The sequence below is a fragment of the Enterobacter sp. BIDMC109 genome (assembly GCF_001037885.1).
In the GTDB taxonomy this organism is placed as follows: Bacteria; Pseudomonadota; Gammaproteobacteria; order Enterobacterales; family Enterobacteriaceae; genus Enterobacter; species Enterobacter hormaechei_C.
This window is the reverse complement of sequence record NZ_KQ090002.1, coordinates 1,161,178-1,173,694: the sequence shown is the minus strand read 5'-3', so window position 1 is coordinate 1,173,694 and position 12,517 is coordinate 1,161,178. Positions and strand designations below refer to the sequence as shown.

Genomic DNA, 12,517 nt, shown 5'->3' with positions numbered 1-12,517 from the left:
TGGGATGAGTTTATGAAAATTAAACAAAAAACATTTTGGGCACTCGCTGCCCTCTCTTTCTGCTGCCCTGCTATTGCCGCAGAAGATGCCCGGCCCGCTGAACATGACGATACCAAAACACCGGCAATAACCTCCCCATCATTTCGTTTTTATGGCGAGATGGGCGTCGGTGGGTATATGGATTTAGAAGGTCAGGATAAACATAAATACAGCGACGGCACTTATATTGAGGGCGGTCTGGAGATAAAACAGGGGAACTGGTTCGGCCTGATTTACGGCGAAGGCTGGACCGTACAGGCGGATCATCAGGGCAACGCCTGGGTGCCCGATCACAGCTGGGGCGGGTTTGAAGGTGGGATTAACCGCTTCTACGGCGGTTACAAAACCGATAACAGCACCGAGATCATGCTCAGCCTGCGCCAGGACTCGTCTCTCGATGACCTGCAATGGTGGGGCGATTTTACGCCGGATCTGGGTTATGTGATCCCCAACACCCGCGACATCTTGTACGCACTAAAGGTGCAAAACCTCTCCGGCAACCTGCGCTATAGCGTCACCGCCACGCCAGCGGGTCACCATGACGAAAGCAAGGCCTGGCTGCACTTCGGCAAATACGATCGTTATGACGACAAATATACCTATCCGGCAATGGCGAATGGCTATATTCAGTACGACATCATGAAAGATGTCACCTGGATGAACGGTCTTGAAATTACCGACGGTACAGGCCAGCTCTTTTTAACAGGCGTTTTGACACCCAACCTGGCGGCACGCGCGTGGCATCATACCGGACGGGCAGATGGACAGAACGTCTCCGGCACGGAGAGCGGATTTATGGTCAGCGCCATGGTGGAAGCCCTGAAAGGCGTTTATCTCTCCACTGCTTACAGCTACGCGAAACATCGTCCGGACGATGCGGCTGAAAAAACTACCTCGTTTATGCAGTTCGGGATCTGGTACGAGTACGGCGGCGGGCGTTTTGCCACCGCTGCCGACAGCCGCTTCTATATGAAAAATGCCTCCGGCGACCCGAGCGATCAGGTCTTCCTGATGCAATACTTCTACTGGTAAAAAGGATCTACCACCATGAAATACGTCCTCACGCCGCTGGCCTGCGCGCTGGCGCTCAGTTTTTCGGCTCACGCCGCCACCGCAACTGACTTCAAAAACGTCATCAACCGTACCGGCGCGCCGCTCTTCATGCAGGATTTCGACTACGACGACCACCAGCGGTTTAATCCCTTTTTTGATATGGGTGCCTGGCATGGGCATTTGCTGCCGGACGGGCCGCAGACCCAGGGCGGATTTCCCGGCGTAGCGCTGCTCACCGAAGAGTATATCAACTTTATGGCGACGAATTTTGATCGCCTGTCCGTTTACCAGAACGGTAAAAAAGTGGATTTCACCCTTGAAGCCTACAGCCTCCCTGGCGCGTTGGTGCAGAAACTGAGCGCCAGGGATGTTCAGATCGTGATGACGCTGCGCTTTGCTTCTGCGCGTACTTCGCTGCTTGAAACCCGTATTACCAGCAAAACGCCGCTGGAGCTGGTGTGGGACGGCGAGCTGCTGGAAAAACTGGAGGCCAAAGAGGGCAAGCCGCGTTCGGATAAAACCATCGACAGCGCATATCCTGATTATCAGCGTAAAATTGTAGCCACGCGCGACGGCCTGAAGGTAACCTTCGGCAAGGTACGCTCCACCTGGGATCTGCTCACCTCCGGCAGTTCCGAATATCAGTTACACCGCTCTCTTCCTGCCGAGACCACCGTTGACGGACATCGCTTTACCAGCCGGGCACAGATTTCCGGCAGCACCACGCTGTACACTACCTACTCCCATCTGCTGAACGCCGATGACGTCGCGCGTGAACAGCCGCAGATCCGCGACATTCTGGCGCGTCCGGCCTACTTTATGGCCGCCTCGCAAGCGCGCTGGGAGAGGTATTTACAACAAGGGTTAACCAACCCGCACGCGACTCCAGAACAAACGCGCGTGGCGGTGAAAGCCATCGAGACGTTGAACGGTAACTGGCGTTCGCCAGGCGGCGCGGTGCGTTTTAACACGGTGACGCCCTCCGTAACCGGACGCTGGTTCTCCGGCAACCAGACCTGGCCGTGGGACACCTGGAAACAGGCATTTGCCATGGCGCATTTCAACCCGGAGATCGCCAAAGAGAACATCCGCGCGGTCTTCTCCTGGCAGATCAAACCCGACGATCCGGTGCGCCCGCAGGATACCGGATTTGTGCCGGATTTAATCGCCTGGAACCTGAGCCCGGAACGAGGCGGCGACGGCGGTAACTGGAACGAGCGTAACACCAAGCCGAGCCTGGCGGCATGGTCGGTGATGGAGGTGTATAACACCACGCAGGATAAAGCCTGGCTTGCCGAGATGTATCCAAAACTGGTTGCCTATCACGACTGGTGGCTGCGTAACCGCGATCATAACGGCAACGGCGTGCCGGAGTACGGTGCGACGCGTGATAAGGCCCATAACACCGCTACCGGCGAGATGCTGTTCACGGTGAAAAAAGGTGATAAAGAAGAGTCGCTTTCCGGCCTGAATAATTACGCACGGATAATCGATAACGGCCAGTACGACAGCCTGGAGATCCCCGCGCAGGTGGCCGCCTCGTGGGAGTCCGGGCGCGATGATGCCGCCGTATTCGGATTTATCGATAAAGCGCAGCTGGATAAGTACGTTGAAAACGGCGGGAAACGCAGCGACTGGACGGTTAAATTTGCCGAAAACAGGAGTAAAAAAGGCGATCTGTTAGGGTATTCCTTATTACAGGAGTCCGTTGACCAGGCAAGCTATATGTACAGCGACAATCACTATCTGGCGCAGATGGCGAGCCTGCTGGGTAAAGAGCAGGAGGCCAGCCACTATCGCCAGCTGGCAGATAAGCTCGCAACCTATATCAACACCTGCATGTTCGATGCGAAAAGCGGGTTTTACTATGACATTCGTATCGAGGATAAGCCGCTGGCGAACGGCTGTGCGGGCAAACCTATCGTCGAGCGTGGTAAAGGGCCGGAAGGCTGGTCTCCGCTGTTTAACGGTGCCGCGACGCAGGAACATGCGGATGCCGTGGTCAAGGTGATGCTGGATCCGAAGGAGTTCAATACCTGGGTACCACTCGGTACCGCCGCGCTGACAAACCCGGCGTTCGGCGCAGACATATACTGGCGCGGCCGGGTCTGGGTCGATCAGTTCTGGTTTGGACTAAAAGGCATGGAACGTTACGGCTATCGTGAGCAGGCGCAAACCCTCGCCGAAACCTTCTTTAAGCATGCGAAAGGGTTAACCTCGGACGGCCCGATTCAGGAGAACTATAACCCCCTGACCGGAGCACAGCAGGGCGCACCTAACTTCTCCTGGAGCGCGGCGCATTTGTATATGCTGTATAACGACTTTTTCCGTAAGATCGATCGGTGATGCCCTCGTGCCCGGTGGCGGCTACGCCTTACCGGGTCTACGGTTCTAAAAAGTAGGCCGGGTAAGCGACAGCGCCACCCGGCAAAACCCTACCTTGTGATCCACAGCGTGGGCCAGGCATCTGGCCCATTCCAGTTATCACAGCTTGGCTCTTCCGCGTAGCGTACCAGGCGGAAGCGCTGGCCGTTAAAACGCCAGCGGGTCTGGATCCCACAGTCGCCAATCCCGCGTCCCAGCGCCAGCGTGGTCAGCTCGCGCGTTTTTTCGTCGAAGCTGGCATTCATCAGCTCCATGTCACTACTCTGGCTGGAAGGGGTAAACGGCAGACGCAATCTCACGCTCCTGGCCGAAAATGGTTTTTTACGCGACACCAGCCACGCCAGGTCGACGGTGTTGTACGCCCCCGCCTCACAGCTGATGATCATCAGCGCTTTGTCATCGGTCAGCGCGGTCACGCGCACTTCACGCCGGTTCGGATCGAGAGAGCACTGGCTGTGGTTCATGCGCCAGGTACCGTAATCCAGCAGATCGTTGAGTTCGTTATGCGTCAGCGGCGTTGGCGTGGGGTTCACCACCGCCACCTTTTTTAATGCCGGCGCAGGCGGCACGCTTAGCGGTGGACTATCCCCTTTTTTAATCCACGCCGTTTCACTTCCGACGCGTTTTTGCTGGGCATCGATAAACAGCAGCGCCGCTTTCAGACCGGCCAGAGAAATTGTCTGCTTCCCCCCGCGCAGGGTCAGCGCCTGCCCTTCCTGAATGGTTTTCAGAAACGTGGTGATGGTGGCCGTATCGTCTGTTTTAAGATGCCAGGGGGCTAACTGCCAGTGTTGCGACGTGAGTTTAAGCGACACATTGTCGAGCAGCAGGCGCGGGGCGATGTCAGGCTCTTTCACCGGAGGCGCCGAAAGCCCGCCGAGATCGATGCGCAGGCTGGCGTCCGTTTTTGCCCCCGCACTGCGGCTCAGCGTCATGACCAGACCGCGATGCTCGCCGGTATTGCGCGCTACGCAGAAGTTCTGGTTATTGCAGGTCACCTGCCAGTCTGAAAAAGACTGCTGCGCAGGCGCAGCCCACACCAAAGGCGCGGGAAGCACGCAAATGAAGAAGAGAAGATAAACGCAGTAGCGCATGAACGGCACAGCCCCGGAAACGAATAGGTCAATCTGGGGCGTATCTTCGTGCCCTGGGCGGGCTGGCTCAATCGGATTTATCGGATAGATTTATCTGAAATACAACTTATCGCGCTTCCGCCGCCGCATTCATCAGCCCGCTGGTTTGCAGATACTGCAACAGGATCACCGCTTTACCGTCGCGGATCTCGCCGCGTTTCACCATGTCGACAGCCTGAGCGAAAGGCATTTCCAGCACTTCAATGTCTTCATCGTCCACGCCACCGCCCCGGTGCGTGCGCTGAGCATCGGTATATTCCGCAATGAAGAAGTGAACCAGCTCGGTAACCCCGCCAGGGGACATAAACAGCTCAAAGACTTTCTGCACCGCACCCACTTCAAAACCCGTCTCCTCAATGGCTTCTTTGCGGATACACACTTCCGGCTCATCGTCATCAAGCAGACCTGCACAGGTTTCAATCAGACGTCCGTCCGCGTTGCCATTGACCCATGTCGCGATGCGAAACTGGCGGATCAGCACCACGCTTTGCTTTTCACGGTTATACAGCAGGATGGTTGCACCATTGCCCCGGTCGTAGACTTCGCGTTTATGGCGAATGACGTCCCCGTTCTTACGGGTGAGATCGTAAGTGATGTTACGCAGGACAAAGTAATTTTCAGAAAGGATTTTGTCTTTAATAACGGTAATGTTCAGGGACATACGGGCTCCACGGCAAAATGAGTCTGTTTATACTACGCCGTGAAGCCCGCTTTGTCGCCCGTCTGCATTAATGCATGTTGCGCGGCGGCACGCCAAGCCAGTCCATGATCCCCTGCGCGGCATGGCGCCCTTCCGCCATCGCGGTGACCACCAAATCCGCACCGCGTACCGCATCACCGCCAGCAAAAATCTGCGGATTCGAGGTCTGGTAGCGATAACGGCTCTCCACGGAGGCCCTGATGCGCCCCCAGTCGTCGGTGTCGACGCCCTGCGCCTGAAGCCACGGCATGGCGTGCGGATTAAAACCAAACGCCATGATCACCGCATCCGCTGGCATGACAAACTCACTGCCCGCCACCGGGACTGGACGACGCCGCCCCTGCGCATCCGGCTCGCCCAGCCTGGTGCGCAGCATCCGGATACCGTTAACCTTCCCGTCGGTATCCAGCGTGAGCTCAACCGGCTGGACATTAAATTCAAACGCTGCGCCCTCTTCTTTCGCGTTTTTAACCTCTTTCTTTGAGCCCGGCATGTTGGCCTCGTCCCGCCGATAGGCGCAGGTGACTTTCGCCGCGCCATGCCGCAGCGCGGTGCGCACGCAGTCCATCGCCGTATCGCCCCCGCCGAGCACCACCACGTTTAAACCCTGTGTGTCGATAAACGGTTCGTCTGCGGCAGGATCAAGGCCCATCACGTTCCGCGTGTTTGCCACTAAAAACGGCAGCGCGTCGTACACGCCCGGCGCGTCTTCGTGAGGGATACCCGCTTTCATGGAACGATAGGTCCCTACGCCGATGAACAGGGCATCGTAGTCGTTTTGCAGTTGGGCCATCGACACTTCTTTTCCCACCTCGCAGTTCAGCTCGAAGCGGATGCCCATCGCGCTGAATATCTCTCTGCGCCGCGCTAACAGGGATTTATCCAGCTTGAAGGCCGGAATACCAAAGGTCAGCAATCCGCCGATTTCCGGATGGCGGTCGTAGACCGTCACGCCGACGCCGCTGCGCACCAGCACGTCGGCGCAGGCCAGCCCTGCCGGACCGGCGCCGATGATGGCGACGCGCTTACCGACCGGCTTAACGTGGCTGACGTCCGGCGTCCAGCCCATCGCCAGCGCCCGATCCGAGATATACCGTTCGATATTACCGATGGTTACTGCCCCTGACGCATCCCGCAGGGTGCAGGCGCCTTCACATAATCGATCCTGTGGGCAGACGCGGCCGGTAATTTCCGGTAAACAGTTAGTCTGGTGAGAAAGCTCAGCCGCACCGACGATATCCCCCGCCCCGATCCGCTCAATCCACTGGGGAATGTGGTTATGCAGCGGGCAGGTCCACTCGCAAATGCTATGCTCGCCACATTTCAGGCACCGGGATGCCTCACGCTGCGCCTGTTCCGGGCGAAACGGCAGGTAGATCTCGTTAAAATGGTATGCGCGTGCTTCGGGGCTGAGCTTATCCGGCTCACCGCGCGCCGGGGTGTTTTGCATCTGTTGCCGTTTGGTTTGCGGAGGGGCTGACTGAACCGCCTCGCTGTGCCACGGCAGCGCGTCCAGCCTTGCGCTGCGCTGTCGGCGCTGCTTAACCAGCTTATCCAGTACGGCTGGGGTGGCGAGCGTAAGCACCGCCGCCGGGCAGTTTTCCACGCAGGCCGGGCCTTGCGGCCTTTCCAGGCAGAGGTCGCATTTGTGCGCCGAGGCCTTTACGCTGTCGTTTTCCAGCGGGGCGATCAGCATGTCCATCGTGCCAAACGGACAGGCCACCACGCAGGCTTTACAGCCAATGCATTTTTGTTGATTGACCTGTACGCTGTCGTTGTGTTGCGTGATGGCTCCGTTCGGGCAGCTTTGCGCGCAGGGCGCATTTTCACAGTGGTGGCAGGTGACGGGACTTTTTCGCAAGCCAGTAGTAAGGACCGTAATGCGGGGATGAAAATGGCGCTCGCTCAGCGCGTGCTGTTCCCCGTTGTGCGCCATCACACAGGCGACTTCGCAGGCGCGACAACCGATACACTGCTGAGCATTGGCCATAATAAAACGATTCATAACAACACCTGTTTTTGGTTCAATAACCTTATTCTTTCTATTGTTATCGTATTTACCCACAGCGGCATGGCGACGCAATGTTCAAATGCCCAGGAAGCCGAACTATTTCCAGTGAACCTGTGGCAGATCAATTTAATTCAGGAAGCTGATGAGTGACCGTTAAACGCCCCGTATCGGGAAGCCTGGCTCGGGCTTTCTTTTCGATGATTGTCTTGTCCGTTCTGATCAGCGCCATTGCGCTGGTCACACTCGCCAGCAGCCAGCGCGACGCCGAGGCGATTAACATCGCCGGCTCGCTGCGTATGCAGAGCTACCGCCTGGGCTACGAAATGCAGCGCGCCGGCCCATCGCTGGCAGAGCACCGCGCGGTCTGGCAAAAAACGCTGAGCGCGCCTGCGTTGCAGAAGCTAAACCGCTGGTATGTGCCAGAGGACGTCAAACAGCGTTACCAGCAGTTGCACCTTGGCTGGCAGGAGATGGACACGCGCATCGCCAGCGGCGATACCGGATGGTATCAGAACCACATAGAGGATTTCGTGGGCCGGATAGATGCCTTTGTGCTGGCGCTACAGCACTACACCGAACATAAAATTCAGCTGGTGATTTTCATGTCGCTGACGGGCGGCCTGGGCATCCTGCTGCTGGCGGTGGTGACCCTGCGGCGCATCCGCCGTCAGGTTGTGCTGCCGCTGAATAATCTGGTGGCGGCGAGCGAGCGTATCGAACAGGGGCAATTCGACACTCCCGCGCCGGATACTACGCTTCCCAACGAGCTGGGCCAGCTTTCCCGCGCCTTCAACCATATGTCGGCGGAATTACACACCCTGTACCGTTCACTTGAGCGCTCCGTTGCTGAAAAAACCCGCCACCTGAATGAAGCGCATCAGCAGCTCGAAATGCTGTTCAAATGCTCACAGGCGTTGAATACCGGGCAGATAGACAGCCACTGCTTCCGGCATATTTTGCAGATTGTGCATGACTATACGCAGATGAATTACCTGCAATTGCGCACCAGTGACGACTGGCAGCTTTACGAAGGACAGGAGTCCCCGGGCGAGAAAATGCACAATTTACCGGTGTTAATGCAGGACACCCTGTACGGCGAACTGCGCTGGCAAAGCGCGACCGGGGATGTTCCGCTGCCGCTCATGGAAAGCGTGGCGACGATGCTGGGCCGGGGGCTCTATTTCAATCAGGCGCAGAAACATTATCAGCAGCTGCTGCTGATGGAGGAGCGCGCCACCATCGCGCGCGAGCTGCATGATTCGCTGGCGCAGGTGCTCTCCTATTTGCGTATTCAGCTTACGCTGCTGAAGCATGCCGTGCCGGGCGACAATGCCCCGGCGCAGACCATCATTACGGACTTCTCCCGCGAGCTGAATAACGCCTGGCATCAGCTACGTGAGCTGCTCACCACCTTCCGCCTGACGCTCAATCACGCCAATCTTCCTGCCGCGCTACAGGAGTCTCTCGACGGGTTGCAAAGCCAGACCCGCGCGAAGCTGGTGCTCGACTGCCGTCTCTCATCGCTGGCGCTGGACGCACAAAAACAGGTGCACCTCTTACAGATTGTGCGTGAGGCAGTGCTGAATGCGATTAAACATGCCGACGCGAGCGAGATTGTGGTCAGCTGCGTCACCACCGCGGACGGCACTCACACGGTCACGATCCGCGACAACGGCATTGGTATCGGCGACGCCAGCGAACCGCCGGGGCATTACGGGCTGAATATCATGCGCGAACGCGCGGGACGGCTCGGCGGGACATTACACTTTTCTCAGCCGCCACAGGGCGGGACACAGGTCAGCGTAACGTTCCAGACGCCTGCGGCCCAGGCTGAAAAATAGCGAGAAAGAAGGCGCGCTGAAAAAAGCGCATGATAATTTACATTATCTCCTTTATTTCTCCACGTTTGACCTGGGCCTTACCGCTAAAGTTAGGCGGGCAATAAACAATAATGACGTGCAGCAAAACGAGGTCACACTTTAATGGCGAATTTTTTCATCGATCGCCCCATTTTTGCCTGGGTGCTTGCAATCCTGTTGTGTCTGACGGGTGTCCTGGCGATTACGTCCCTTCCTGTTGAGCAATACCCTGACCTCGCGCCCCCCAACGTGCGTATCACGGCGAACTACCCTGGCGCCTCGGCACAGACGCTGGAAAATACCGTCACCCAGGTTATCGAGCAGAACATGACGGGTCTCGATAACCTGATGTACATGTCCTCACAGAGCAGCGCCACGGGCCAGGCGACGGTAACCCTGAGCTTTACGGCGGGCACGGATCCGGATGAAGCGGTGCAGCAGGTGCAAAACCAGCTGCAATCGGCCCTGCGTAAACTGCCTCAGGCGGTGCAGAACCAGGGGGTGACCGTGCGTAAAACCGGTGACACCAATATTTTGACCATCGCGTTTGTTTCAACCGATGGCTCAATGGATAAGCAGGACATAGCGGACTACGTCGCCAGTAATATTCAGGACCCGCTCAGCCGTATCAACGGCGTGGGTGATATCGACGCCTACGGCTCGCAGTACTCCATGCGTATCTGGCTGGATCCCAACAAGCTGAACAGCGTGCAGATGACCGCCAAAGATGTCACCGACGCTATCGAATCGCAGAACGCCCAGATTGCCGTGGGGCAGCTCGGCGGTACGCCGTCCGTGGACAACCAGGCGCTTAACGCCACCATCAACTCCCAGTCGCTGCTCCAGACACCTGAACAGTTCCGCAATATCACGCTACGCGTGAATCAGGACGGTTCGGAAGTGCGTCTGGGGGATGTCGCCACCGTGGAGATGGGGGCGGAAAAATATGACTACCTGAGCCGCTTCAACGGCAATGCCGCGTCCGGGCTGGGGGTGAAACTGGCCTCCGGCGCCAACGAAATGGCGACCGCGCAGCGGGTGCTAGAGCGTCTGGATGAGCTGTCGCATTTCTTCCCGCACGGACTGGAGTACAAAGTCGCCTACGAAACCACCTCGTTCGTAAAAGCCTCCATCGAAGATGTGGTGAAAACCCTGCTCGAAGCTATCGCGCTGGTGTTCCTTGTGATGTACCTGTTCCTGCAAAACTTCCGCGCTACGCTGATCCCCACTATTGCGGTGCCGGTGGTGCTGCTGGGTACCTTTGCGGTGCTGTATGCCTTCGGTTACAGCATCAACACCCTGACCATGTTCGCCATGGTGCTGGCCATCGGTCTGCTGGTGGATGATGCCATCGTGGTGGTGGAAAACGTTGAGCGCATCATGAGCGAGGAAGGGCTTTCGCCCCGCGAGGCCACGCGCAAATCGATGGGACAGATTCAGGGCGCGCTGGTCGGTATCGCCATGGTGCTGTCGGCGGTATTTATCCCGATGGCGTTTTTTGGCGGCACCACGGGCGCGATTTATCGCCAGTTCTCGATCACCATCGTCTCTGCAATGGTGCTCTCCGTACTGGTGGCGATGATCCTTACCCCTGCCCTGTGCGCGACGCTGCTGAAACCGCTGCATAAGGGCGAACACCACGGTCAAAAAGGCTTCTTCGGCTGGTTTAACCGCATGTTTAACCGCAATGCGGCGCGCTATGAAGCGGGCGTGGGTAAAGTACTGCACCGCAGCGTGCGCTGGATGGTGGTTTATGTCCTGCTGCTCGGCGGCATGGTCTTTCTGTTCCTGCGGCTGCCAACCTCGTTCCTGCCGCTGGAAGATCGCGGCATGTTTATCACCTCCGTACAGTTACCCAGCGGCTCGACCCAGCAGCAGACCCTGAAAGTGGTGCAGAAGGTTGAGAACTACTTCCATACTCAGGAGAAAGATAACGTGGTCTCCGTCTTCTCCACCGTCGGCTCTGGCCCTGGCGGTAACGGGCAGAACGTGGCGCGTATGTTTGTGCGCCTGAAAGACTGGGACCAGCGCGACAGCGATACCGGCTCCTCCTTTGCCATCATTGAGCGTGCAACCAAAGCGTTCAACAAAATCAAGGAAGCGCGCGTTTTCGCCAGCAGCCCGCCCGCCATCAGCGGCCTGGGCAGCTCAGCCGGGTTTGATATGGAGCTTCAGGATCACGCGGGTGCCGGGCATGACGCGTTGATGGCTGCTCGCGACAAGCTGCTGGAGCTGGCCGGGAAAGATCCGCAGCTTACCCGCGTTCGTCATAACGGTCTGGATGACAGCCCTCAGCTACAGGTGGATATTGACCAGCGTAAATCGCAGGCGCTGGGCGTCTCCATCGACGACATTAACGACACCCTGCAAACGGCATGGGGCTCAAGCTACGTGAATGACTTTATGGATCGCGGCCGCGTGAAGAAGGTCTATGTTCAGTCTGCCGCCAAATACCGCATGCTGCCGGACGATATCAACCGCTGGTATGTGCGCAATAACACCGGCGGCATGGTGCCGTTCTCGGCATTTGCGACGTCACGCTGGGAGACCGGTTCACCGCGTCTGGAGCGTTACAACGGCTATTCGGCGCTGGAGATTGTTGGTGAAGCCGCGCCGGGCGTCAGTACCGGTACCGCAATGGACATTATGGAAAAACTGGTTCAGCAGTTACCGACCGGCTTTGGCCTGGAGTGGACAGCGATGTCCTACCAGGAACGGCTTTCCGGCGCTCAGGCGCCTGCCCTGTATGCCCTTTCGCTGCTGGTAGTGTTCCTCTGTCTGGCGGCGCTGTATGAAAGCTGGTCAGTGCCGTTCTCGGTGATGCTGGTGGTGCCTCTCGGGGTCATCGGAGCGCTGCTGGCAACCTGGATGCGCGGCCTGGAAAATGATGTCTATTTCCAGGTCGGACTCCTCACCGTAATCGGATTGTCGGCGAAAAACGCCATTCTGATCGTCGAATTTGCCAATGAGATGAATGCCAAAGGTCACGAACTGATGGCCGCCACGCTGCACGCCTGTCGTCAGCGCCTGCGCCCGATCCTGATGACTTCTCTGGCGTTTGTGTTTGGCGTCCTGCCGATGGCCACCAGCTCCGGCGCAGGCTCCAGCAGCCAGCACGCGGTGGGAACGGGCGTTATGGGGGGAATGATTTCGGCGACGATTCTGGCTATCTATTTCGTACCGCTGTTCTTTGTGCTGGTACGCCGTCGTTTCCCGCTGAAGGATAAGCCGGAATAACACGTTGAAATAAAAAAGGCGGCTTTACAGGCCGCCTTTTTATTGTGTGATTCGTTCACACTATGGTTATTTTAGTTAATTAAGTGCTCTTGCATTTCTT

7 protein-coding genes are annotated in these 12,517 nt (G+C 57.5%); 4 read left to right on the top strand and 3 right to left on the bottom strand.

What is annotated here, in order from left to right:
* The first annotated feature begins 12 nt into the window (after nt 1–12).
* Nucleotides 13–1,071: a protein YgjJ gene (gene ygjJ, locus SK62_RS05595; RefSeq protein ID WP_017692955.1), complete on the top strand. Its 1,059-nt coding sequence runs from the start codon at nt 13–15 to the stop codon at nt 1,069–1,071.
* Between the two features lie 15 nt (nt 1,072–1,086).
* Nucleotides 1,087–3,438: an alpha-glucosidase gene (ygjK, locus tag SK62_RS05590; RefSeq protein ID WP_047719309.1), complete on the top strand. Its 2,352-nt coding sequence runs from the start codon at nt 1,087–1,089 to the stop codon at nt 3,436–3,438.
* An 89-nt stretch (nt 3,439–3,527) separates the two neighbouring features.
* Here ygjK and SK62_RS05585 read toward each other — a convergent pair whose 3' ends face one another.
* The 3 genes from SK62_RS05585 to aegA form a co-directional block, all read right to left on the bottom strand.
* The gene (locus SK62_RS05585) at nt 3,528–4,571 is read right to left on the bottom strand and encodes a DUF1176 domain-containing protein (protein ID WP_047717132.1); all 1,044 of its coding nucleotides are present in this window, start codon (nt 4,569–4,571) and stop codon (nt 3,528–3,530) included.
* 106 nt (nt 4,572–4,677) lie between these two features.
* Nucleotides 4,678–5,271 (bottom strand): GDP-mannose pyrophosphatase NudK, encoded by a 594-nt coding sequence (gene nudK / locus SK62_RS05580; protein WP_017692952.1) that lies wholly within the window; start codon nt 5,269–5,271, stop codon nt 4,678–4,680.
* Between the two features lie 67 nt (nt 5,272–5,338).
* The gene (gene aegA / locus SK62_RS05575) at nt 5,339–7,315 is read right to left on the bottom strand and encodes a formate-dependent uric acid utilization protein AegA (RefSeq protein ID WP_072059182.1); all 1,977 of its coding nucleotides are present in this window, start codon (nt 7,313–7,315) and stop codon (nt 5,339–5,341) included.
* Nucleotides 7,316–7,467: 152 nt separating this feature from the next.
* Here aegA and narQ point away from each other — a divergent pair, with 152 nt between their 5' ends.
* Both narQ and acrD read left to right on the top strand, forming a co-directional pair.
* Nucleotides 7,468–9,162, top strand: a complete 1,695-nt coding sequence (gene narQ, locus SK62_RS05565; protein ID WP_045347582.1) for a nitrate/nitrite two-component system sensor histidine kinase NarQ — start codon at nt 7,468–7,470, stop codon at nt 9,160–9,162.
* Nucleotides 9,163–9,303: 141 nt separating this feature from the next.
* Nucleotides 9,304–12,417 (top strand): multidrug efflux RND transporter permease AcrD, encoded by a 3,114-nt coding sequence (acrD, locus tag SK62_RS05560; RefSeq protein WP_048249344.1) that lies wholly within the window; start codon nt 9,304–9,306, stop codon nt 12,415–12,417.
* Nucleotides 12,418–12,517: the final 100 nt, after the last annotated feature.

Coding starts and splice junctions, on each gene's coding strand:
- ygjJ (WP_017692955.1), top strand. CDS start 13: ATGAAAATTAAACAAAAAACATTTTGGGCACTCGCTGCCCTCTCTTTC.
- ygjK (WP_047719309.1), top strand. CDS start 1,087: ATGAAATACGTCCTCACGCCGCTGGCCTGCGCGCTGGCGCTCAGTTTT.
- SK62_RS05585 (WP_047717132.1), bottom strand. CDS start 4,571: ATGCGCTACTGCGTTTATCTTCTCTTCTTCATTTGCGTGCTTCCCGCG.
- nudK (WP_017692952.1), bottom strand. CDS start 5,271: ATGTCCCTGAACATTACCGTTATTAAAGACAAAATCCTTTCTGAAAAT.
- aegA (WP_072059182.1), bottom strand. CDS start 7,315: ATGAATCGTTTTATTATGGCCAATGCTCAGCAGTGTATCGGTTGTCGC.
- acrD (WP_048249344.1), top strand. CDS start 9,304: ATGGCGAATTTTTTCATCGATCGCCCCATTTTTGCCTGGGTGCTTGCA.